Annotated in this window: 20 protein-coding genes; 8 read left to right on the top strand and 12 right to left on the bottom strand. The window is 44.9% G+C overall.

Features of this window, described 5'->3' with window-relative positions; genetic code table 11:
* Nucleotides 1-903 carry a S66 peptidase family protein gene (locus GKO22_RS02185; RefSeq protein WP_166332933.1) on the bottom strand — a complete coding sequence of 301 codons (903 nt, stop codon included), beginning with the start codon at nucleotides 901-903 and terminating at the stop codon, nucleotides 1-3.
* Nucleotides 904-1,034: 131 nt separating this feature from the next.
* Here GKO22_RS02185 and metG point away from each other — a divergent pair, with 131 nt between their 5' ends.
* The 7 genes from metG to GKO22_RS02150 all read left to right on the top strand — a co-directional run bounded on the left by metG (nucleotide 1,035) and on the right by GKO22_RS02150 (nucleotide 10,543).
* On the top strand, nucleotides 1,035-3,104 hold the full coding sequence (gene metG / locus GKO22_RS02180; RefSeq protein WP_206367780.1) for a methionine--tRNA ligase: 2,070 nt from the start codon (nucleotides 1,035-1,037) through the stop codon (nucleotides 3,102-3,104).
* A gap of 356 nt (nucleotides 3,105-3,460) precedes the next feature.
* Nucleotides 3,461-6,022, top strand: coding sequence for a TonB-dependent receptor (locus GKO22_RS02175; protein ID WP_166332460.1), 2,562 nt, complete (start codon nucleotides 3,461-3,463; stop codon nucleotides 6,020-6,022).
* 139 nt (nucleotides 6,023-6,161) lie between these two features.
* On the top strand, nucleotides 6,162-6,698 hold the full coding sequence (locus GKO22_RS02170; protein WP_166332459.1) for an RNA polymerase sigma factor: 537 nt from the start codon (nucleotides 6,162-6,164) through the stop codon (nucleotides 6,696-6,698).
* A complete protein-coding gene (locus tag GKO22_RS02165; RefSeq protein ID WP_166332458.1) occupies nucleotides 6,698-7,342 on the top strand; it encodes a hypothetical protein in 645 nt (214 codons plus the stop codon). The genes GKO22_RS02170 and GKO22_RS02165 overlap by 1 nt, the downstream gene beginning before the upstream one ends.
* A 10-nt stretch (nucleotides 7,343-7,352) precedes the next feature.
* On the top strand, nucleotides 7,353-8,123 hold the full coding sequence (locus GKO22_RS02160) for a hypothetical protein (protein ID WP_166332457.1): 771 nt from the start codon (nucleotides 7,353-7,355) through the stop codon (nucleotides 8,121-8,123).
* Nucleotides 8,124-8,351: 228 nt separating this feature from the next.
* The gene (locus GKO22_RS02155) at nucleotides 8,352-9,482 is read left to right on the top strand and encodes an NAD(P)-binding domain-containing protein (protein ID WP_166332456.1); all 1,131 of its coding nucleotides are present in this window, start codon (nucleotides 8,352-8,354) and stop codon (nucleotides 9,480-9,482) included.
* Between the two features lie 125 nt (nucleotides 9,483-9,607).
* On the top strand, nucleotides 9,608-10,543 hold the full coding sequence (locus GKO22_RS02150; RefSeq protein ID WP_166332455.1) for a hypothetical protein: 936 nt from the start codon (nucleotides 9,608-9,610) through the stop codon (nucleotides 10,541-10,543).
* Between the two features lie 96 nt (nucleotides 10,544-10,639).
* Here GKO22_RS02150 and GKO22_RS02145 read toward each other — a convergent pair whose 3' ends face one another.
* The 6 genes from GKO22_RS02145 to GKO22_RS16835 form a co-directional block, all read right to left on the bottom strand.
* Nucleotides 10,640-11,239 carry an RNA polymerase sigma factor gene (locus tag GKO22_RS02145; protein ID WP_166332454.1) on the bottom strand — a complete coding sequence of 200 codons (600 nt, stop codon included), beginning with the start codon at nucleotides 11,237-11,239 and terminating at the stop codon, nucleotides 10,640-10,642.
* Nucleotides 11,240-11,436: 197 nt separating this feature from the next.
* On the bottom strand, nucleotides 11,437-12,267 hold the full coding sequence (locus GKO22_RS02140) for a hypothetical protein (RefSeq protein WP_166332453.1): 831 nt from the start codon (nucleotides 12,265-12,267) through the stop codon (nucleotides 11,437-11,439).
* 19 nt (nucleotides 12,268-12,286) lie between these two features.
* Nucleotides 12,287-13,978, bottom strand: coding sequence for a RagB/SusD family nutrient uptake outer membrane protein (locus GKO22_RS02135; RefSeq protein WP_166332452.1), 1,692 nt, complete (start codon nucleotides 13,976-13,978; stop codon nucleotides 12,287-12,289).
* Between the two features lie 8 nt (nucleotides 13,979-13,986).
* On the bottom strand, nucleotides 13,987-17,472 hold the full coding sequence (locus GKO22_RS02130; protein WP_166332451.1) for a TonB-dependent receptor: 3,486 nt from the start codon (nucleotides 17,470-17,472) through the stop codon (nucleotides 13,987-13,989).
* Nucleotides 17,473-17,654: 182 nt separating this feature from the next.
* The gene (locus tag GKO22_RS02125; RefSeq protein ID WP_166332450.1) at nucleotides 17,655-18,851 is read right to left on the bottom strand and encodes a FecR family protein; all 1,197 of its coding nucleotides are present in this window, start codon (nucleotides 18,849-18,851) and stop codon (nucleotides 17,655-17,657) included.
* Nucleotides 18,852-19,000: 149 nt separating this feature from the next.
* Complete coding sequence (locus GKO22_RS16835; protein ID WP_166332449.1) at nucleotides 19,001-19,183, bottom strand: SymE family type I addiction module toxin; 183 nt, start codon at nucleotides 19,181-19,183, stop codon at nucleotides 19,001-19,003.
* A gap of 30 nt (nucleotides 19,184-19,213) precedes the next feature.
* Between GKO22_RS16835 and GKO22_RS02115 the strand changes: the two genes are divergently transcribed.
* Nucleotides 19,214-19,462, top strand: coding sequence for a helix-turn-helix domain-containing protein (locus GKO22_RS02115; RefSeq protein ID WP_206367778.1), 249 nt, complete (start codon nucleotides 19,214-19,216; stop codon nucleotides 19,460-19,462).
* Between the two features lie 178 nt (nucleotides 19,463-19,640).
* Here GKO22_RS02115 and GKO22_RS02110 read toward each other — a convergent pair whose 3' ends face one another.
* From GKO22_RS02110 to GKO22_RS02090, 5 genes are all read right to left on the bottom strand, one after another.
* Nucleotides 19,641-20,213, bottom strand: coding sequence for a nitroreductase family protein (locus GKO22_RS02110; RefSeq protein ID WP_166332448.1), 573 nt, complete (start codon nucleotides 20,211-20,213; stop codon nucleotides 19,641-19,643).
* A 39-nt stretch (nucleotides 20,214-20,252) separates the two neighbouring features.
* Complete coding sequence (gene pepT / locus GKO22_RS02105; RefSeq protein ID WP_166332447.1) at nucleotides 20,253-21,506, bottom strand: peptidase T; 1,254 nt, start codon at nucleotides 21,504-21,506, stop codon at nucleotides 20,253-20,255.
* A 470-nt stretch (nucleotides 21,507-21,976) separates the two neighbouring features.
* On the bottom strand, nucleotides 21,977-22,735 hold the full coding sequence (locus GKO22_RS02100; RefSeq protein WP_166332446.1) for a glycerophosphodiester phosphodiesterase: 759 nt from the start codon (nucleotides 22,733-22,735) through the stop codon (nucleotides 21,977-21,979).
* 89 nt (nucleotides 22,736-22,824) lie between these two features.
* Entirely contained in the window at nucleotides 22,825-23,469 is a 645-nt protein-coding gene (locus GKO22_RS02095; RefSeq protein WP_166332445.1) for an HD domain-containing protein, read from the bottom strand.
* 18 nt (nucleotides 23,470-23,487) lie between these two features.
* Entirely contained in the window at nucleotides 23,488-24,645 is a 1,158-nt protein-coding gene (locus GKO22_RS02090) for a THUMP domain-containing class I SAM-dependent RNA methyltransferase (RefSeq protein WP_166332930.1), read from the bottom strand.
* Nucleotides 24,646-24,672: the final 27 nt, after the last annotated feature.

Raw genomic sequence — 24,672 nt, 5'->3', positions numbered from 1 at the left:
TTATGAAATGTAAGTAAGTTTTATCCTATTATGCGCGACCGATAACTGAGCTGTTGCACCAAATACAAGCGCGTGATTATCCTCGATATGTCCTGCCGGAAAATCAAAAGCTACTGGGTAGGTGTATTCTGCAACGATTTCTCGCACGATCTGGGGTACATCCTGCCCGAATGGCGGATCGCTCTCTCGGATGGCCGTAAATCCACCAACGATCAATCCCCGAAGTTTTGCTAGTTTGCCCGCTCTTTTCAAGGTGCGCAGCATGCGATCGGTATTGTACAAAGCTTCGCCCACATCCTCGATAAACAAAATCTTATCGTCGTACTCGGGATCGGAGTCAGAGCCTAAAATACTTTGCAGAATGGCCAAATTCCCACCAATCAGTTCACCTTCGGCTTCGCCATCCCGATGTGCAGCATTTGCGGTGGTATATTGTATTGCAGGATCTTCACCAAATAGGGCTTGGCGCAGCGATTCCAAAGAGGGAGCTGTTCCTTTTTCAAAGCTTTTGGGCATCTGTCCATGAATAGATTTCACACTGGTTTGTCGTTGAATATGGCTATGCAACACGGTAATGTCGCTGAAACCGATCAACCATTTGGGGTTTTGGGCGAATGAGGTGAAATCGATAGCGTCGATGATCCGTACCGTGCCATAACCACCTCGCGCCGCAAATACGGCCTTCACAGCACCATCATCCAATGCTTGCTGCAAATCTTCCTGACGCAATGCGTCGCTACCCGCGAAAGTATGCCACGTGGCCGACACCGACGGACTTACCAATACCTGTAATCCCCAGCTTTTCAATATCCTAATGCCATCTGCTATGCCACCCTTCACGGCACTAGCCGTACACACGATAGCCACAGTATCTCCTTTTTTAAGGTACGGAGGTGTTTTCATCACAATTCCCCTTATTATATAAATATAGTCCGCAAAACCAATTATGAAATCGCGCAATTTGAGTTATCTTTGCTATTACACAGCCATTCATTCAATTGCTGTTTAATATTAACATTTATTTTCGAGATACATTGGATATTTTAAGTAAAAATCGCTATACAATAACTTCTGCTTTACCTTACGCCAACGGACCGTTGCATATCGGGCATCTAGCAGGAGCCTATATTCCAGCTGATATTTTTGTTCGTTTTCTGCGGTTGCAGGGTAAAGATGTGGTATATGTATGTGGCTCGGATGAACATGGTGCGGCGATCACCATCAAAGCAAAAAAAGAAGGAGTAACGCCGAAAGAAATCATCGATCAATACAATAAGCAAATCAAAGAAAGCTTCGAGGAGTTTGGTATATCATTCGATATCTATCACCGTACATCCGAAAAGATTCACCACGAATTATCACAAGAGTTTTTCCTGAACTTATATAATAAAGGCGAGTTTATCGAGCGCTTCTCTGCACAATATTTCGACGAAGAGTTTCAGCAGTTTTTGGCCGACCGCTATATTACGGGTACTTGCCCGCATTGCCAAAACGAAGGTGCGTACGGCGATCAGTGTGAGAAATGCGGTACGTCACTCAGTCCGACCGATTTGATTAATCCCAAATCCACGCTCAGCGGCAAACCGCCGGTATTGAAAGAAACCAAACACTGGTATTTGCCATTGGATAAATACCAATCTTGGTTGGAGCAGTGGCTCATCGAAGGCAAAAAAGATGTTTTAAAATCTAACGTATTCGGGCAATGCCAATCTTGGTTGAAATCGGGTTTGCAACCGCGCTCGATGACACGCGATTTGGATTGGGGTGTAGACGTTCCATTGGAAGAGGCCGAAGGCAAAAAATTGTACGTGTGGCTAGATGCTCCGATTGGATACATTTCGGCAACCAAACAATGGGCCTTGGATCACGGCAAAAACTGGGAAGATTATTGGAAAGCCAAAGAAAATAAGGAAGAAGAATCTACATTAATTCACTTCATTGGTAAAGACAATATCGTATTTCACTGTATTATCTTCCCCGCGATATTGCATGCTCATGGCGATTATATCCTGCCGGAAAATGTGCCTGCCAATGAGTTTTTGAACCTAGAAGGGGAGAAGCTATCCACATCCCGTAATCACGCCGTGTGGTTGCACGAGTATTTGCAAGAATTCCCAGACAAGCAAGATGAGCTACGGTACGTCTTGACCTCGATCTTGCCAGAAACGTCCGATAGTGAATTTACGTGGAAAGATTTCCAAGCTCGTGTAAACAACGAATTGGTAGCCATCTTGGGTAACTTTGTAAACCGCGTCATGGTGCTGTCGCACAAGTATTTTGATGGTGCGGTGAGCTTAGGCACGAAATTGACACCAGAAGATAATGGTGTTTTTGAAGAGCTCTCAAAATATCCCGCATTGATTCAACAATCAATTGCGCAATACCGCTTCCGCGAAGCGATGACGCATTTCATGAACGCCGCCCGTTTAGGAAACAAGTACTTGGCGGATGAAGAGCCTTGGAAAGTGGTGAAATCGGATGAAGAACGTGTGAAAACGGTGCTATTTGTGGCTTCGCAGATCGTGGCTAATTTGGCGATCATGGCCCAGCCATTCTTACCAAAGACTGCTGTAAAATTGTTTGATATGCTCAATCTGCCTGCGCAACCGTGGGAGCACGCCGGCCAAGCATCTTTGCTTCCGTCTGGACATCAATTGAATGGAGCTGCTTTATTGTTTGAGAAAATTACCGATGAGCAGGTGGAATTGCAATTGCAGAAGCTGGAACAGGCGAAGGCGAACAACGCTAAGAAAGTCATTCCGGCTGCGCCGGCAAAAGCGAACATCAGCTTTGATGATTTTGTCAAATTGGATGTGCGTGTTGGAACTATTCTGGAAGCAGAAAAGGTGGCGAAAACCAAAAAGTTATTAAAACTAAAAATAGATACCGGTATTGACCAACGCACCGTCGTTTCGGGTATTGCCGAGTTCTTCAAACCGGAAGATATTGTCGGAAAGCAAGTATCTATTTTGGTCAACTTAGAGCCACGAGAGATTAAAGGGATTATGTCGCAAGGAATGATCCTGATGGCTGAAGATGCTGATGGTCGTCTGGACTTTGTACAACCGGGAAGTCAGATACAAGTCGGTAGTACCATACGGTAGATCGTAATAATATACTGTGCGAGCCTCCATAATGACCCTGTCAATCAACGTGATAGGGTCATTTTGGAGGCTTTGTATATTTATGTATAGCTAAATCTCTACAATAACCTTAAAAAAGTCTATTAAATCTATAGTCTTTATAAATATTATCATATCTTTGTTTTGTCTGTCGATTATTCGTCGGTCAGATTTTTATCAAAAGAGAGATGTATTTAATAAAAACTAAACTTACGGTGTATCATCCCCCATTAATAGATTGTGTAAGGCATCGCCATCTCGCACACCCCATGTGTACGTCCAATGTTTCCGCCAGGAAGTATTAAACACACTATTTATCACACGCTATTCCCAATTTCATGCATAAGATCATACTATTTACAGCAGTCTTTCTATTGGCCTCTTCCGCCGTCTTCGGACAACAGAAGGCCACTTTACGCGGTCAAGTTGTTGACAGTGAAAATCAACCCGTGCCCTTTGCAACCATTTCTATTCGCGAGACCAGTCAGCGTTTTTCGGCAGATGCGGAGGGGAAGTTTTCAGTGATACCAACCGAAGCGCCCCCATTTCGAATCCGAGCTGCTTCGATCGGCTACCGTACGACTGAGCTATTGTTCGAAAAAAATCAATCATTCGAAGATGGGATTACATTACGGTTAGCATCCGAAAATCAAGTCCAAGAGGTCATTGTTACCTCACGTCGTCGGCAAGAACAATTGCAAGATGTGCCGATTCCGATCTCGGTCGTGAGTGGCAAGTTTGTCGAGGAATCTGGCGCTTTCAATGTGAATCGGATCAAGGAAATCGTTCCATCAGTACAACTTTATTCATCCAACCCACGTAATACGGGGATTAGCATTCGTGGTCTGGGAACTACTTTTGGTTTGACGAATGATGGTATCGATCCAGGCGTGGGATTCTATGTAGATGGAGTTTATTATGCACGTAATGCGGTCACCACTTTGGATTTTATTGATGTCGAGCAGATTGAGGTATTGCGTGGGCCGCAAGGAACTTTATTTGGTAAAAATACCGTGGCTGGTGCTTTTAATATCACGACACGAAAGCCTACTTTTTATAGTACGGCGGATGCCGAAGTATCATACGGGAACTATGGCTTTATCCAAGCAAAAGTGTCGATTAGTGGGCCGATAACCAATAAAATCGCAGCAAGATTATCTTTTAGCGGTACACAAAGAGATGGCCTGATCTATAATGTCGCTACGCAAAAATATACTAATGAGCTCAATAACTTAGGTTTGCGCGGACAGGTGTTATATCAACCATCCGACAAAGTCGATGTACTATTCGCTGGAGATCTTACGCGGCAACGGCCAGATGGCTATGCGCAGGTGTTTGCTGGCGTAGCGCCAACTTTACGAGCTGATTATCGGCAGTTTGAAAATATCATCGCAGACTTAAACTATGATTTGCCATCCAGAAATCCGTTCGATCGAATTATCGATCATGATACGCCTTGGCGTTCCGGTCAAGATTTGGGCGGTTTGTCTGCCAATGTAGATGTGAAACTAGGTGGCGGTACACTGACTTCGACCACGGCATGGCGTTTCTGGAACTGGGATCCATCCAATGATCGCGATTTTACCGGTTTGCAAGCCTTAGCGCTTTCACAAGCACCATCGCGCCATGATCAATGGTCGCAAGAAGTACGTTGGGCGGGCGATTTTTCGTCTACCTTGAGCGCTGTATTTGGGGTGTATGTGTTTGGACAAAAATTGGATGCCGATCCAGCACATACCGAGCAAGCTGGAGTAGATCAATGGCGCTTCGCGCAAAGTTCAACCAGCCCACTGTGGCAAACGCCGGGATTGTTCGATGGCTTGGGCATTCGCTCTTATCCAAGTATGCGCTCGTTTAGCGGAGCATTATTCACCCAATTCGACTGGGCAATCTTGCCTAATCTACGCTTATTGCCCGGATTGCGACTCAATTATGATGACAAATCGGTCAACTTTAGACGAGAAGTTTTCGGTGGTTTGCAAACAGATGATCCGGCATTAATCGCATTACAAAACGGTTTATATTCCAATCAGGCTTTTGAAGCCAATGTGGATGATACCAATCTATCTGGACAAGTTACACTCGCTTACAAAGCCAGTGAGAAAATCAACACATTTGCCACCTTTTCCACCGGTTTTAAGCCGGTGGGTTTGAACTTGGGTGGATTGCCTAATGAAAATGGACAACCGATGTTGGAACTCGCCGTGATCCGGCCCGAACGTGTCACGCATTACGAGGTCGGTATCAAGACCAATCCAACACCGAGCACACAGCTCAACTTGACAGCATACAATACCGATGTGCGAGATTATCAAACACAGGTGCAAGCGGCTGATCTTTCGGTGAACCGCGGTTATCTTGCAAATGCGGAAAAAGTATGCGTTCGTGGTATAGAGTTGGATGCCAATGCGCGTGTGCAAGATTGGCTTAGTGTATATGGATCTCTAGCTTATACCGACGGTAAATACGTTACATTTACTAATGCGCCGCCGCCGTTGGAAGGCACGGGTGGGCCAAATTTTGTCGATGTGTCTGGTGGCCGATTGCCGGGTATTTCAGAATGGGCAACTTCGTTCGGTGCAGAAGTAAAATCAAAATCGGCGCGCTTTCTGGGGCAGCGCGGTGAATATTTCTTCGCAGCCGACGGGTTTTATCGTTCTACTTTTTCATCTAACCCGACGCCATCCGCTTACTTAGTGGTACCGGGTTATACCTTGGTCAATCCACGCATTGGTTTTCGCTCACAAGATGGTGTTTCGGTCACGGTGTGGGCGCGCAATATCTTTGATAAAAACTACTTTGAACAATTGCTCCCCGGTGCGGGGAATGCCGGCCATTATGCCGGTGTGCTTGGCGACCCACGCACGTACGGCATTACGTTACGCTACGCGTGGCGATAATATAGAAAAATACAAACTAACAAGCCAAGCAACGCCCGCTTACTCCCGAATAAGGAGTAGCGGGTTATTTTTTTGGTATAGAGTTTATGGAAAATGGTATCTTCCAGCATCATTATGATAGCGAAGTAAAATACTTTAAATGGACGAACGCACATTGCTCATACGCTATAGACAGACCGGAAATCTGCAGGATTTGGGAGAATTATTTAAGCCCTATATGTCTTTGCTTTATGGTGTGAGCTACAAGTACCTGCAAGATCAGGAGCAGAGTCAGGATGCGGTGATGCAAATCTTTGAAGAACTCATTGGTAAGCTGCGCACACACGAGGTAGGCAATTTTAAAAGTTGGCTTTATGTGTATGCCCGCAACTATTGCCTCATGCAGTTACGCAAAGATAAGCGACAAAACAGCGTGCCGATCGATCAGCACCTGACCGAAGCCGAAGCGCAATTATCCGCACCAGACGAAGTGGTCTGGCTGGAGCAGGATTTCGAAAAATTGGAAGTTTGCTTAGTGGGCTTAATACCAGAGCAGGAGCAGTGTGTACGCCTATTTTACCTCGAAAAGAAATGTTATAAAGAAATTGCAGCGATGACCGGTTTCGATCTGAATAAAGTGAAAAGCTATATTCAGAACGGGAAACGGAATCTGAAGCTGTGCATGGAAAAAATGTAATGGACAATAATTATCAGTTATCTCGAATTCACAATTATGTGGCTGGGCTCATGAGCCGAGAGGATATGCATGCCTTGGAACGCGAAGCCATCAACGATCCTTTTTTGCAAGATGCGATCGATGGTTATAAGTTGCAGAATGGCGTAGAAACCGCGCCCTTGAGTCTGTTGCAAAAGCGCCTTGCTGCGCGCATAGAGCAAAGAGGTTTGGAGCGCAACAGACGGTTCTTCGGCTGGCAAAGGCTCACCGTTGGATTGGTCGCCGCAGTCATGTTTGTGGTGGTGTGTTCGCTGTTGGTATTCCGTCATTTACAGCAGAAACCTACTAATTCCACGCAAGTGGAAGGCATCACAATTATCACACCTGCGCTTCGTGTGCAAGTGGTACCAGAAGAAAATTCAGATGCACGACCATTAAAAGGTTGGGATCGATTTTCGCAAAAGCTTCACAAAAACCTGTCCTCGTATACGAGTGCGATCTCTGTCGATGTCCGATTTGATATCGTAAATGGGCATGCAGACGACATCCGTATCAGCGGGGCAAACGATAGTCATTTTGTCGAGAAGATCAAAGAGACGATTCAACAAGAATTGCTTTGGGAAGGTGAAAAAGCCAACTTCCGCCTGCATATTGGGGCGCAGTAAACAAACATTAATGAAGCAAGTACAGGTATTGTTCATTATTATACTCGATCTGTTGGTGGCTCAGACCCATGCACAGACCCAACCAGATTTGGATGCGTGGCTTGGAAAAGTTTTTACAGAGGCTAATCTACCATACCGAAATTTGAACGGAGGTATCTCTATACAATATAAACCCGGTAGCAATCATGATATTGTGTTTGCTACTTCGCCGCAAGGAGTTTTGGATCAGGGATTTATTCACCAAGCATCTTTAACCCTTAAGGATTTATTGGTTTCGGCAAACTCTCCAGCCTTAGATCTGAAAGCAGGATTTAGGTTTGATGATTTGACCGATACGCTATTTTTAACGCGACTCGAACCAGTAGTGGTAGTTAATGATGATAATCGTAATAAGATATTTGTATCGCCTTCTTCTATGCCCGTAGAAGCTCCTGGAGGTACGAGCGCTTTTCTTAAACGATTGAATACGTATCTTTTGCAATTGCCTGATTCGGTACAGCAACAGATCGAGGGTCATCCTTTTCGCTTTGATGTAGAGGAAAGAAGCGGAATTCTCACGCCATTAGATTCTACACCCATTGCCAAATATCTGAATCCATTTTTAGTACAGGAGAAGAAGTGGAAGACAGGGATACGTTGTGGTCGTCCAATCAAAACCAAGGCTTCATTGATCATTAAAATAGAGCCAAAAAGAGAGGAAGGGCAGTACATCCATTATTCTATTTACGATCTCTTGCTGGAAGAGTATGTATTAGGGTTGGAAGATCAAAAAATAATGTAGAAAGAAGGTTATGACCAAAGGAAAGATCCGTACAGCTCCATATCCTTTGTGAATTACAATGGTAAGGCGAATTCATTTGTGTATCATCGTGGAAGTTTGGCCGATTGCAAACGGATGGAAGAGTCTGTGAAAGCCAGCGAGTACTTCGGTTGCTACTCGTATAGTAGAAATTACCCTAGACTTGAATTCTATCGATATTTAGAAGAGTAAATTGTCTTAAAAAAACAAATGATAGCGGAACAACACGATAATAGAGATTCCTCGCCGACAGGCGATGCAAAGTTGGAAACTTTTTACCATGTGGATATTGTCGTCATAGGTGCCGGACAAGCCGGTTTATCGGCGGCTTATTACTTAAAAAAGGCAGGCATTAAGCCGGGGAAAGGATTTGTAATGATTGACGATGAGCCAGGTCCTGGCGGAGCTTGGCAGCATCGTTGGAATTCATTAACCTTAGATAATGTGAATGGCATCAATGATTTGCCGGGATTAGCGTTTGACGACACCGTAAACACGAAAGATAAAGAGTTGAAAGCTAGCGTAGCATTACCTCAGTATTACGGCGTGTACGAAAAGACGTTTGAACTTCCTGTTATACGTCCGCTGAAAGTACAACGAGTTACCGAGAAAAAAGATCATTTCCTTATTCATACCGATGGCGTTCAGTTCAAGGCCAGAGGTATAGTCAATGCGACAGGCACCTGGAAAACGCCACGAATTCCAAAATATCCAGGCTCTGAAAAATTTAAAGGTCAACAACTGCATACCGCAGATTATAAAAATGCACAAGCATTTGAAGGAAAACATGTGATCGTTGTCGGTGCGGGTATTTCGGCTATTCAACTTTTAGATGAAGTGTCTAAAGTGACACAAACAAGTTGGGTGACACGCAGACCGCCCGAATTCAAAGATTTTGATTTCAATCCAGATCTTGGTCGCGAAGCGGTAGCGATGGTAGAGGCGCGCGTGAGAGATGGCTTACCTCCTAAATCGGTTGTTTCTGTCACGGGCTTGCCCACGACGCCCGCGATTCGTGGCATGATGCAAAAAGGTGTCTTGGATAGAAAACCCATGTTTGACGAAATCACAGAAACCGGCGTACGTTGGGCAGATGGTACTACGATAGATGCGGATGTGATCTTTTGGAATACGGGATTTCATCATTCTTTGGATCATCTGGCACCTTTACACCTTACGAATGAAGAAGGCGGTGTAGTGATGTCGGGAAAATTAGCGACTCAGGTGGCTAAGGATCACCGAATCCATCTCGCAGGATATGGTCCTTCCGCATCTACCATTGGAGCGAATAGAGCGGGGCGTATCGTAGCGAAAGAATTGATCGAAACATTAGGCTTGTAGCAATGAATATCGTGATGGCGTATATGTGATATCCATGCTGAGCGATCGAGTATAAGTAACTGTTGATATAAAACTAAACCTAAATAGATTCTTATGAAAAAAGTTATTTTGATCGGTGTTTTGCAGTGGTTCATATTTTCCGCGACTGCACAGAGATACCTGCCAATGCTTGGGATAGTTTGACCTATTGGATAGAGACAGAGATCAAGACTGCTAAACCTGATCTGGAAGGGAGACGGGGCAGAATTGAACTCAAATACAAAAAGGGGGAATCAAACGGATTACTGATCACAAGTAAGCGTGATTATGCAATGGAAGATAGCGTGATGTCACCGCTGTCAAGTCGGGTGCCTGCAACCTTGTATGCAGGTCAAGATAGTTTACATTTACGAGCTTCTTATCAATTTGATGAATTTACAGAGGAGTTGTTTTTTAGCCGTTGGTCGAATGTATATACCATACAAAAAGTATTTGGTGGACATAATACAATGCACGTCGATGCGCTAGGTGGTACAGGAAGTTTCCGTAGAAGATGGGCCGCTTATGTTCAAAAAGTGATACCGACAGATACCACAACGAGATATATAACAATGGGGAAAATACGATGGTTGAGCTTCGATCTGGATCTCGATGGAAATATTGTTTCGGCAGAGAGCAATCCCTCTGATTCTATCTTATCTAACTTTCTAAAGAGTGAAAAACCATGGAAACCAAGCATACATAATGGGATTAGAATACGTGCTCGTATATCGTTGGCCTTGCCCGAAAGGATTTCGCAATTGTATGCTATACATTGGGACTCTGACGCTCATGTCAGTCCCATTATAGAAGAATACGCCCACAGTTTGCATCATCAAAATATTTTTGTGGCAGATAATATGTACACACCCCGTGATGGAGTGAATGTAATATCGATGTTGAATGATCATGGCGAAGTAGCCGCAGTGCGCTATCACAAAGGCAACTTGGAAGCCTGTCAGGACATAGAGGAGCAGATTCGAAATAGTGGTATAATCAAAGAATATAGCGCATTTCACCTCGGAACTTTACAACGCATCTAATTCTATACCTACGTGGAATAATATGGCATTGCTAATTGCTTTCGTTATGAGAGAGTTTAACACCAATTCTTTAAGAACCTAAGTTTGTTTATATTTTTAGATAATAAAAGAACCGCCAGCTGCGGCTAATGGTAATAAAGAAATGTAATGTACAGAGATTTTTCGCTGTTCAAACGCTTTTTTCAGAGCAGCAATGGCTTTCGAGCGCGCGAAATAGACTGTACTTGGGCTGGTATGCAGTTCGTCGCATATTTCCTGCGTGTTTCGACCTTCCATTATGGCCAGTTGAAAGATTTGCGCCTGTTGTTTAGGTAACTTTTTGATTTCGAGCACAATCAACTCTACTAACTCGTTGTAAATAATCTTCTTAAGAATGTCGTTATCGGAGGTCGCTATATCGAGCACCAATGCGTCATCGTGTGCATACTTATTTCTGCTCTGCTTGAGGTGATCCAAACAAGCATTTCTGGTTACTAAGTATAAAAAAGATTTTAGCCCATCGGCTGCCGGGAAATTTAGTCGTCGATTCCATAATTTCACAAAGGCATCTGAAACAATCTCGGCGCTAGCTTCCTTGTCTTTGGTGAGTTTGAAAGCAAAGAACTGAAGTGCGCTGGCATACTGATCCATGAAGAAACATAATGCCGTCTCTTTGCCTTGTTGCAAATCAGAAATCTGTTTGTCAAACTTGTCCATATAGGTAGCCGGTTTATAGTAGGTTGTACTATCTAGGTTTATACTCAAATCTACTGTAAAAATTATACAATTAAAAGTAGAAGTCTTCATTTATTTGAGATGGGAAATTTAAACCTTGAGATGCTACCGGCGTGCATGCAAAACAAAAACGCCTGATCAAAGGATCAGGCGTTCAATACTCAATTGCAAATCGTTGTTTATTCGGCGCGAAACACCCAAAACCATGCGGTTCCCCATGCGCCTACTCCCGGTTCAGGGTAGGAGAGAACCATTTCTGTATCATTAATGATTAAGATATCGTATTCGTAGACAGGTGCATTGCTTTCATTGGGCGATATGCCGCACAAAACGGTGACGCCCTTTGTCGTCAATTTTCCTTTGGCCCAAACCGTGCCATCGTCCAACGTAATCTTTTTCGTCATATCAAAAGAAAACGAACCGTCCTCGGTCTGTCCAGTTGACTTGATCTTCGATAGCCGAGCTCCGCGAAGCGCAAACTCCATCTTAGCGCCCACACCTTCACCGGCCGCTTGACCATTGATGTCGGCCTCTTGCAAGGTCCACCATGCTGGAGCGGAATTGCCCATGTAGCCACCATTTCCCCAGACTGCGGGCTTCGTCGTATCCCAAACCCACGTTTTTTCGGCGCCACCGGTCAAGAATCCCCATTCCAGCGGAACTGGAAAAGTCAATTCATCCACCGTAACATGTAAGGTTTTAGTGATTTTGCTACCATCAGGGTTTAAGCCTGTAAAAATGATTTCATTGTCGCCCGTAGATACCAGCAAAACCGTATCGGTTTTGCGCTGCGTCAGTCCGACACCATAATCCCACGAAGAGAGTACCGGACTTTTATTATCCAAGACGACTTTATTACTTTTCTTACCGTCAACGATTACTGGTGTTGCGGTAAGCTGTAGTTGTTCGGCGCTGATGGCCGAACCTAATTCCATTCTGTCTTCAATAGCGTCACAACCTACGGTTAGTAGCGTGAGACTAATACAGAGGGTATACCAGAATTTTTTCATAATATGTTTTTCTAAAAGATTACCAACCTGGGAATTCATGTGTAGACTCACCCCAACCTTTGTTCTGCGTCAATACACCATCAGATAGTGCGATTTGTGAGATTGGAATAGGCCAGAATCCGCCCGTAGCTTCAAATCGAGCCGCGTAGCCACCACCAAATCCGCGCATCTGCGTATCAATTCCTTTATTGCGGATAGAAACTCCTTCCTGGCGGCCAAGTGCTGTGGCCGCTTCTTGCCAACGCATCAAATCAAAATAACGCAATCCTTCAAATGCTAATTCCCATCGGCGTTCCCGCTTAAGCGCTGCCAGCGAATAGCCTACTGGAGCAAGATTAGCGCGCGCGCGCACCCGATTCAAGTTGGTGTTGGTTTCAGAAAGCTCGGCATGCATCAATAGTACATCCGCGAAGCGGATAAGCACTAAATCCTGGGTATGTGCCAATTGATATTCCGCTGCTGCTGCGTCAGCCAAAATAGCATACGAAGGAATGAACCTGCCGTTGTCGTAAGCGGTAACGGCAATGTATTTCTTTTGCCAAAAACCGGTTTCCTCCATTTGGTTATCAGCGCCATAGATATAACTATCAAGATCCGCATCTGCATTGATAATAGAGCCTACACGACGCACGTCAGTTGGCTCTGCTTGTCGCCATTCGTTCCACAAACTGCTATTCACTGGACCTGCACCCCATCCTTGACCGAATGGAAAAGTTCCTGCTTGTCCATTATTGGAGCGCAAGCTAAAGTGCAGATTGAATTGATTGGAATAACCCAACATATATTGGTCTCCCCAGTCGACTAGCGTACCAAATTTGACCGCAAAAACGGTTTCTCTGTTGCCATCTCCAGCATAGCTTAGGTTGTTGTCCTGAGCATAAGGATAATCCTTTTTGGTAAACTCATTAGAGTAAGGCCACAGGTTGCGAAAATCGGCTACCAAATCATGCCCACTATTGGCAATACATTCTTCCAATCCTTGCTGTACTTGTGCTTTGCTAATGCTGCCTCCTGATGCGACAGGCAACTCGCTTTTGCTATAATAACCCGTATAAAACAGATAAACACGTGCTAGCAGCGCTTGAGCAGCCCATTTGGTCGCATGACCCGAAGCGACACTCGTGTAAGGAGTGGCCGGCATTAAGTTGATCGCTTGTTGAAGATCAGCCGCTATTTGCGCATAGGTTTCGTCAGCTGGCGTTTTTGGTATGTTGGATACCGATGTGCTGGTTACCAAAGGCACTTCTCCAAAAAGTTGAGATAGCTCAAAGTAATAAAGTGCGCGCAGGAAATATACTTCTCCCAAAACCTGATTTTTCTGCGCGTCATTCGTCCAGCCCTCTACTTGATCCAAAGTTTCCAGTGCGATGTTCGCACGAAATATACCTTGGTAACGCGCGGTCCAGAATGTTAGAAAACGATCCGGCTGCGTATTCATTAGGTGATCTAAAGCTTGCATGTCGCGGTCATTTTCGCCACCACCGCCAAAGCGATCGTCAGAGGCTAATTCGGCCATGTAGAAATGCGTGTTTTGCACGTTCGAGATAGCGGCATTCAAGCTAGAGTAGATACCCACCAGCATGCTATTGGCATCGGCCACCGTGGCTGGAAAGTTTCCAGTATTCTTTTTATCGTAGCTTTCCGTATCTAGAAACTTATCGCAGGAGGTCAATAGACCTGCGGCGAGTAAGGTAATTAAGATCTTTTTCATGTCTTTCATTAGAATTTAAAGTTCATTCCAAACATCACCGTACGTGGTTGCGGGTAGAAACCTAAGTCAATACCATTAACCCAAGGCTCGTCGTAACCGTAGCCGATCTCTGGATCCATACCACTATAATTGGTGAAGGTGAATAAGTTTTGTACCGTAGCATAAATGCGCGTTTGGCTGAATGGTGCATTTTTCCAAAGCTGTTTTAGGTCATAGCCCAATGTGATGTTTTGAATCTTGACAAAATCACCATTCTCAATATAGATGTCAGAGATATACTGATTATTGGTATGGCTTCCGCTAGTTAAGCGAGGCAAACGATTGGAGGTGCCTTCACCATGCCAACGGCCAAAAACCTCCGTCGTATAATTTTGCAATGGACTATCCGCGAAGGAACGGTAAGACTTGGCGATTTGATGGCCAAATGAACCAATAGCCGTAACCGCAAGGTCAATACCTTTGTAACCAAATGTAAGGTTTAGTCCGCCGCTAAAGGCTGGATGCGGATTGCCAATCATCACCCGATCGTCGTCGGTAATAGCGCCATCGCCATTCGTGTCGCGAAAGAATACATCGCCGGGCTGCGCGCCTGGAAGAACTCCATGACCTGATGCACGAACAGCATTGATCTGCTCCTGCGTCTGGAAGATCCCATCGGTTTTGAAACCGTAGAAATAGCCGATTGGATAGCCCACCTGTGCGCGGTACATTTCTTTTGTACCTTGACTTAATACATCTGGATTACCGTGAATGATGCCTTCGCTGTTGGCAATTCGGGTTACTTCATTTTTGTTGTACGCGCCGTTAATGCCAATGCCATAGCGGAATTCACCTTTGGTATCGTTCCAGTTGAAACCCAATTCAAAACCTTTGTTGACAATGTCACCACCATTCTTGAAAGGAGCTTGTGTACCATAGATGGCCAGAATAGGCGCTTGCACCAACCAGTTGATCGTAGATTTGCGATACCAGTCGAATACCACCGCCAATCTATTATTCGCAAAGCGAGAATCAAATCCAATATTCAACTGCTCCGAAGTTTCCCAGCTCACATCTGGGTTAGGTAAGATTTCAGGATAAGCGCCACGCAACAGCGTACTCTTGCTGTTACCAAAGTAATAACCGTTTCTCGCATCGATAGCTACCGTGCCCAAATATTGGAAAGGCAGAATATCTGCGTTACCATTCTGGCCCCAGCTCCCACGAAATTTCAAGAAATTCAACCAAGATTGATCTTGCAGGAAGTCCTCATTAGTGGCAACCCAACCCAACGATGCAGAAGGGAAATAACCCCAGCGATGTCCAGGCGCAAAGTTGGACGAACCATCGGCACGTAGTACAAAGGAAGCTAAATAGGTCTCGTTGATATTGTAATTCAAACGCCCGAAGTAAGAAGAAATATTGAACTGCGGCCAGTGTGCACCGTTGACCGTGGGTACAAAGCCATCATAACCTTGTCCATTGCTCAGCCAAGCTTTGTCCCATTGCCCAGGGAAAGAAGAGTTTGCCGTGGCAGCGCCCACATCTTCACCCAGTCCATTCTTTTCGATAGATTGACCAACAACTACATCCAATTGATGATTTTGGAAGGGATGTAATCTATAACTCAACGTATTTTCCCACAGATATTTGTAACCCATTCCTTGATTTTGCGAAATATCATCGATGGCATTAATCGTGGTGGTCGAAAGCTCAAAGGCAGGCGTATATTGGCGGTAAGAAGAAGCCGTTAGCCGATAACCAAAGCTGGAGCGGAATACCAAGTCTTTGATAGGTTGCACCTCCAAATAAGCATTGATTGACAAAGCGTGATTTTTGCTCAAATTCTGTCCGCGGCGGTAATCCATATCTGCGACTGGATTGGCCGTGGCACCATCCAGTGCCCAACCATCGGCTACCTTGCTAGCGTGATCATAGTAGCCACCATCCGCATTGCGAATAGGAAGCAGTGGATTGCCCACCAACATGTTGTGGATATCGTTCCAATAAATATTACCAATACCGATACCCGAACGTTTTGTGTACGCGTAGTTGAGGTTTTCACCAAATTTGACGATATCAAACTCATCATTTTTCAATAAGATGTGTTCGGAGTTGATACGAGCAGTTTGGCGCTGAAAGTCAGGCTGAACAGGAGCCCCTAAGATACCATCGCGATTCGTATGCGAATAACCCATCGAGAAGCGCGATTGTTCATTGCCACCCATCAAGTTGAGTGAAGTATTCTGCAATAGCGCATTTTCGTTTTGGATTTCCCGCATCCAGTCGGTACCGTTCCAGCTACCATTCATGATTTGCTCGTACTGTTTCGGAATGAGCTGCTCCCAGTTGAATGGTGCTGCACCTTCGTTAAAGCGTCGCTCATCTTGAATGGTCATGTATTCTTTGGCAGTTAGCAATGACGGCATTTTGTATACATTTTGGAAGCCCACGTAGCTATCCAAATGTAAGGAAAGCTTGCCTGCACGTCCTTGTTTTGTAGTAACGAGCACCACGCCATTGGCAGCTCGCGAACCATAAATCGCAGCGGATGCAGCATCTTTCAGTACGTCGATACGTTCGATATCCGACGGGTTTAAAACATTGATATCGCCACCCGGAATACCGTCGATCACGTAGAGAGGCGATGAATTGTTGATGGTTCCTAAACCACGGATCGTGACTTTAAAACTTTCGCCGGGCATACCTGAATTTTGCGTGATCTGCACGCCGGGAGATTGACTTTGCATCGCTTCCAAAATGTTGGGTGTGCTCAATCTTTCCAGATCTTCGCCCTTAATTTCCACGGTGGCACCGGTAACCAATTTTTTCTTTTGTGTACCATAACCTACTACGACAACCTCATCGAGGTCGCCCAAGCTCGCTTTGAGCGTCACGTTCAAGGTTCGTTGATCCCCGACATTAATATCGGTACTCAAAAAACCAATATAACTAACGCGCAGTACAGACCTGTTGCCGCTCGGCAGCACCAATTGAAAGTTTCCCTGATCGTCGGTATTCGTCCCTACACTGCTTCCCACAACTTGTACGGAAGCGCCTTGAATAGGCACGCCACGCTCGTCGGTTACTGTTCCACTGATCCTGCGTTCTTGCCGCGCAGTGGGTGAGACCGCGTTTTTTGCGTTCGCGGCTGCTTGCCGACGCAGGATAATCGTCCCTTCGGAGATTTCCCATGCAATCGGTTGTCCTACAAACAATAAGTTGAGGGCGTTTTCCAGCTGTACATCCTTGATGTCGGCGGTGAGTTTTGCTGCCGCAATGTCTTTGCCATTGAGTAAGAATGGCATACCGCTCTGTTTTTGCACCGACTGCATGATGTTGACCAATGGCGTGTTGACCGCCTTGATGGAGATCGGCTGCGCAAATCCACTGGCAGTCAGTTTTAAGATGCTTAAAACGGTAAATAGTATGGTTAATTTCATAATGATTACCCAACGTTTAATTTTAGATCTAGCCGCACTCGGGGCATAATCGACCTGTTGTATAAAAATCATATTTTTGTACAATTACATGTGTTGATGAATAAGGGTTTATTGTGGTCAGTAGCGCTTATCTGGCATGTAAACAGTAGGCCGAACTGAGGTGTGAGAATCCGGTTCGGTTTTTCTGTTTTTGCCCAGTGGCTTATGTTGGATAACTTTTGGTAGATGTTTTCATAGTGTGTAGATTTTGTTTATTACTGGTTTACCTGAAGACGGACTTTGCCGCCTGCTTTGCTTAGTTCAAATTTTACGCCCGCCTTCTCTAAGATGCGGAGTACCTCCGAAAGATTTTTTTCGCGTGTAATCTCGCCGTAAAAATAGGTGGGCGGGATTGCCTTCGGATAGTTGACTTCTACAGCGTACCAACGACTGATCTGTTTCAGGAGGTCTTTTAACTCGGTTTCAAAAAACAAGAAGTTGTTGTCTTTCCATGCCACATAGGACGCTACGTCCACTTGCTTTTTACTAATTCGATCGTGCTGTACTACGGCTTGCTCATTAGGGCGCAGGGATAGCCGACCTTTGGTGGTTTCGATTTCTACAGAACCCTCTACCAATGTGGTGAGTATTTGTGGATCATCGGCGTAGGCCGAAACGTTAAAACTGGTGCCCATTACTCGGATGATCTGATCTTTGCAACTCACCTCGAAAGGCACACGACGGTTGTTCACATATTGTTGCGCCACTTCAAAATAAGCTTCGCCCTCTATGCTCACTTGCCGTTTTTCGCTATGGAATAATAGTGGATAGGTTAATTTCGACTGGGCATTGAGATGTACATGTGTACCATCGCTTAGCGTAACGCGGTATTTTCCACCTACTGGCACAGTGATACTTGCAGTAGTTTGTGCCAATTTTTCTTGGTCGATAGCAAGCAATGGCGTACCATCAGAATAGCTCAATTCTTGATCGAGTACGATACCGTCTTTGTCGCTACGTAGGTTGATCTTTTGTCCATCAGACAAGACCAACTCGGCTTTATTGCCACCGGGAAGAATGCTAGCTGCTTCGATGTTTTCGGATAATGTTGCTTGGTCACGTAGTTGGAAGTAGCCAAATACGGAAACACAAATTAATAAGGCTGCTGCCGCTCCCTTATATATAAAGGGGCGAATCCTATTACGACGAAAGGGGATAGATTGTCCTTGATGAAGCTTATCGAAAGTGAGTTGTTTGATTTGATCAAGTTGTTGCTCCGCATGCTCGTCCTCCATGTCAATCCATTGCAACGCGTCCGCAAAAACCTCTTCACCTTGCGTAACCTGCTGGAAAAAGGCTTCGTTGGTATCATCCAGCTTACGCCAACGCGTTAAGGTTTCTGATTCCTCCAACGTCAGCTTGCCTTCGATATATCGTTTTATTAGCTCGGCTATTCGTTCCGTAGCATTCATAGGTTTATAGGGGTTAGTAATGCTATAACGACCTGATGCCGGAAACCTTAGTAGATTTTTAATTTTTTTTCGGAAATCTTATTTGAGGCTGATAGCAGAGATGAGATAAAGTAGCTTTTTGATGCTGTAGATGTCTTTTGTGGGGTTATTTATTTTTTGTCGATGCTGATGATCAATTTATTTTTCGCTACTTGGATGTTTATGTATTCACCTTGCTTAAACCCAGCTTCTTCCAGCCATTTGCCAGCTAGTCTAATTTCTGGAAGAGCAATATGGTCCCAACGCCTAGTGCGAAGTTTGCTATGTATTTTTAATTTTCGTGTGGGCTTCATTTAGTGTGTTCGTTATTACGAACATAAGATATGAATTATATATGGATATTCGTTATAGTGAACACGATAGAAGATAAATACTTCAAAAGTATAGGGCTAAGAATTAAAGAATTGAGGGAAGCGAAAGGGCTCGACCAAAAGTCTTTTGCCTTCTATTGCGAGATCGGCAGAACCCAACTGCACATGATCGAAAACGGTAAAACGAATCCTCGTCTAAGTACACTCATGAAGATCGCTACCGCTTTGGAAATTTCGGTTTCGCAGTTGTTGGAGGGGTAGTGATAGCCGCAATAAACCGAACTTATTGGTGTTAGTGTGAAATACATTAACTAATATAACACAAAATCAGCTCTGATGGTGTGATTTTGCTAAATCATTCCAGTTAACAAACAAAAAAGAGACACCTCTCGGTATCTCTTTTTCTAATTTACACAAATCGGCCGAAGCCAATAAATCCTTATTCTTCCCAGCGAACTTTTTCTGCGATAGGAGAGCGTACCGGCTCACGTTCGTGTGCCGTATCTGCGTAGCCAAGGTAGAATAAACCAATACATTTTTGTTTTTCTTCTAGTTGTAGAAAATCTGCCATGTGGTTGATCAAACCTGGAGAAGCCCAGTAACCGCCGATTCCGATGGAGTGACCGGCTAACCAAAGGTTTTGCACGGCACAGGCCGTTGCAGCCAATTCTTCCCACTCTGGCAATTCGCCGGTGTAGTTCACCACGATCGCGATCGCCACCTGAGCCGTTGTCGCTTTTTTGGCCATATTTACTTCCGTTTGCTCGGCATATTTCTCTGCAGGAGTTACCTGTTTGTAAATACGCGCTAGCTCCGTACCTAAACGCTCCAAGCCCGAGCCTTTGAATACCACAAAACGCCAAGGTTGCGTTCTCTTGTGCGTCGGTGCTGCATTCGCAGCTTCGAGCAATAGCTCAATATCTTCGCGGCTTACTTCTTTATCTAAAAAACTAGGTTGCATCAAGGATCTTCTGTTCTGGATCGCCTGCAACACCTCATTGGTTTTACTCATCGTATGTTGTTGTATGTATGTTTAAAAAAATGCTGTGGATTATGCGCGCTCTTCCCAAAGTGCGACAATATGTAGAATCGTTTTCACCGCTTGCTCCATATCTTGGCGCGATACCCATTCCTGTTTGCCGTGAAACGCATGTCCGCCAGCGAAAACATTCGGGCACGGCAATCCCATAAACGATAAACGTGAACCATCGGTGCCGCCACGAATGCTACGGCGCTCCGGTTCCATGCCGGCACGACGAATCGCTTCCATGCCAATTTCCATAATTTGTGGATGCTGATCGAGCACTTCTTTCATGTTGCGGTATTGTTCCTGCACGTCAATTTGGTAGGTGGATTTTGGATAGTTGGCGATCACCGATTTTACGATATCTTCCACCTCTTTCTGGTGGCTGTCCAACAAGGCCGTATTATGATCGCGGACGATAAACTCAATCGTCGCTTCTTCCACCGTTCCGCTGATTCTGTTGGGGTGCACAAAACCTTCTTTTCCCCGTGTCGTTTCCGGCGATAAGCGATCATTCGGCAAGGCCGCAATAATATCCGTCGCGATTTTTACCGCGCTTTGCATCTTACCTTTGGCGAAGCCAGGATGCACCGATACGCCTTGAATCGTCACCGTCAGCGCGTTCGCGCTAAATGTTTCGTCTTCGATCGTGCCTGCGCGTTCGCCATCCATCGTATAGCCAAAATCGGCACCCAGCTTGGCAATATCCACATGGTTGACGCCGCGGCCAATCTCTTCATCGGGAGTGAATAGGATTTTGATCGTGCCGTGCTTGATTTCGGGGTTTTGCATCAGCAAGCGCGCCGCATCCATGATTTCGGCTACGCCGGCTTTATCATCGGCGCCCAACAAGGTTTTGCCACTGGCTGTAATCACATCGTTGCCAATCTGATTAGCCAAATCCGGATGATCCGCAAGGCGAATCACAACGCTCGGATCATCAGGAAGCACCAAATCCGTGCCTTGATAATTGTGATGAATTAGCGGTTTCACATGCGTGCCCGAACTATCGGGCGAAGTATCTACGTGCGAGCAGAAACAAATCACCGGCACTTGCTTGTCTGTATTGCTTGGTATAGTCGCGTACACGTAGCCGTGCTCGTCTAAATGTGCATCGCTAATGCCGAGATCCAACAGTTCTTGCACTAATATTCGGCTGAGATCTTTCTGCTTTTCCGTAGAAGGAAAGCTAGTCGCATACGGATCTGATTGGGTATCTATCTGTACGTATCGCGTGAAGCGATCCGCAACTTCATAGGTGGTGATGTCGTTTATTTGCATGCGTATTTGTTTTCTTCAAGTTTGTTCTCAAAATTACAGTTTATTCAAACTTTTCTTGATAAAAGTTTGGGAAAATCAAGTCTACATCCCTTGCCGCTATCCGTTCAAAAGAAATCCTAAACAAAAATAACTCGCTTTGCTCGGACAGATTTTTGTTCTTGACGGATTTGCTTTTGTCCAGATGACCGCAGCCGGAATGCTAGGACGGATGCCGTTTCCAAAAAATTTTGTGGTCGAAAAGCTTTACCGAAGCAATACTCTTTCCATCCTCGAAAAATGACGCCTGAGCGGATTGGCAATAGCACAGGGATGCACGAACGTTGTGCCAATACGGTAAGCGAGGAGTTTAGCTTCGCTGAGCACTTTGTGGTTTTTGCATACTTTTTGCGGAAAACAGGTCATCTGCCGTGAAATGAAAAAGGCTGCCGGAGTCTTTTCCTCTAGCAGCCTTTCCGTTAATGTATATCCGTTTACTTCACCAACTTCAACGCCAATTCTGGCTCATCGGTGGTGATGAAATCAATCTTTTGATCGATCAAGAATTGGATATCCTCTTGCTTATTAGCCGTCCAAGCATTGGTTTTCAGTCCCAAAGCTTTAAACTCCTGAATCCAAGTTGGATTCTTTTGAAATAAGCTGTAATGATAATCTACACCCGTCAATTTTGCGTCCTTGATTTGCTGTGGAGATTTGTCGCCCGTCAGATAATGTACCGGGATCGTCGCATTTAGTTCACGAAATTTCAGACATGCTTCATAGTCGAAAGAGATAATTTCGATACGATCTTGTGCTTTCAGTTTTTTGATCACCGCTAATACCATCGGCACAGCATCTTGTGTACGAGCTTTGCCCAAGCTACTCGCTTTTAACTCTAAGATGAGCTTCAAACCTTTTAATTTCAATCCAGCTTTTAGGTATTCTTCTAGCGTAGGAATGTATTCGCCATTCGGGTGTGTTTTTGTGCGCAATTCGGCGTGCGTGACTTCGGCGATGTCCATGCCGTAGAAGTCGGCATCATGGTTTACCACCAATACATCATCTTTGGTGAGGTGTACATCAAATTCAGATCCCCAAACTTTCAGCGCTGCTGCTTTTTGCAGAGAAGCAATGGAGTTTTGAGGCAAATTATCTTGTTTCCAAGCTCCGCGATGGGCAATTACTTTCGTTTGCGCGATCGCTGATAATCCCATTACCGTCATGACCAATAAGGATAAAAAGTGTTTTCTCATGTGATTGTGTTTTATGGATCAGGATTTGGCATCCCGATGATTGCTAAGATAACAATCCCATATTAAAAGCATATTAAATCGAGCGGCACTTAAGCCAAACCATCCCATTCTGCATAAAATTGTTGCAAAAACCCTTCCATATACTGATGCCGTTGGGCGGCAATGCGTTTAGCAGTTTCGGTATGCATTTTATCTTGCAGCAGGAGCAATTTCTCGTAGAAGTGGTTGATCGTCGGCGCCGTCGTATTTTTGTACGCCTCTTTACTGATATTTTGCTCTGCCGGAATCGTGGGGTTGTATATTTCCCGATTCTTAAAGCCGCCATAATTAAATGCACGTGCAATACCAATGGCACCAATCGCATCCAAACGATCCGCATCGCGTACCACTCGCAACTCAGGAGAATCAAAGGTGATCTCGCCTAAAGAAGCTTTGAAAGACATATTCAGAATGATCTGCTGCACATGCTCAATAATGACAGAGTCAACACCTTCTTTACGGAGGAATTCGCCAGCAATGCGAGGACCAATGCTTTCATCGCCATTGTGAAATTTGCTGTCAGCAATATCATGGAGCAATGCCGCCAATTCACAGATCAACGGATCGGCTTGCTCCGTTTGCAGAATCAATTTGGTATTGTTCCACACGCGCAATATATGCCACCAATCGTGTCCAGATTCTGCGCCTGATAAGGTGTGTTGCACAAAGGCAACCGTTCTTTCGATGATATCCATATAAAGGTGAGTTGCGTGTTAATCTTTAGACCCGTCGTATAATTCGTACTGCAACAAGCGGCAATCCAACTTTCCGTTGAAGAATTCGAATCTACGGGAAGCTTTTAGGCCAATTTTTTTGGCCAGATCAGGGTTTCCGGTAAATATATAACCGCGGTATCCTTTGCACGATTGTTTCAAGAAATCGCCAATACGTTTATACGTTGCTTCCAGTTTGAAATGCGTTCCCAAGCGTTCGCCGTATTCAGGGTTAAACATAATCACGCCTTTTTCTTCCGGTACGGTGGTTTTCTCAAAATCTCCGGTTTCAAACTGAATCAAATGCTCCACACCAGCCGTGCGCGCATTCTGGCGCGATACTTCCACCGCTTCGGCAGAGATATCAGAAGCCACAATTACCGGCATGATCGCTTTGTCCGATTGCTCTTTTAGCACACGACGTTCCTGAAAGAAAACTTCTTCGTTATAACCAATTAGGTGCATAAAAGCATAATTCATACGCAGCAATCCCGGTCTGCGATTTTGCGCAATCAGCGCGGCTTCGATGGCCAAAGTGCCCGATCCGCACATCGGATTGATGAAAGGTGATTTGCCATCCCATTTGGTAGCAGCGATGGTGGAATATGCCAAGGCTTCTAACATCGGAGCTTTCCCGGGTATTTTGCGGTAAGCATGTTTGGCTAATGTTTCACCAGAAGTGTCAATAAATATTTCTGCGCGCTCTTCCATCCAGTGTAAGTGGATCACGGCCTTGTCCAAGCCTGGCCCAGAATTAGGGCGCATACCTTTCTTATCTTTGATACGATCTACGATCGCGTCTTTTACTTTTACGTTGGCAAATAACGGTGTCGTAACGGTTTCATTATGCACATGCGAAGTGACGGTAAAGTAGCCGTCAAAAGGCAGGATTTCTTCCCAAGCAATCTTCACCAATTCATCATACAATTCCTTCGGATTGTTGGCTTTGAACGAGCGCAATTGGTACAGCACCTGGCTGGCAGCGCGTAGGTTTAGGTTGAGTTTAATGCACTCATTGATAGAGGCTTTGATCTCCACGCCGGTGTTGAAAGGACGTACTACTTTAAAGCCCAATTCTTCTACTTCTTCTTGTAAATAAGGCGATAAACGACGATTACAAGTGATTATTATCTTAGCCGGTGTGTTGAAAACTTCCATCATATTTGTGCAAAGTTAGGGATTCTA

Source organism: Sphingobacterium chungjuense (assembly GCF_011316935.1).
GTDB classification, from domain to species: domain Bacteria; phylum Bacteroidota; class Bacteroidia; order Sphingobacteriales; family Sphingobacteriaceae; genus Sphingobacterium; species Sphingobacterium chungjuense.
This window is presented reverse-complemented; position numbering and strand designations above follow the sequence as displayed.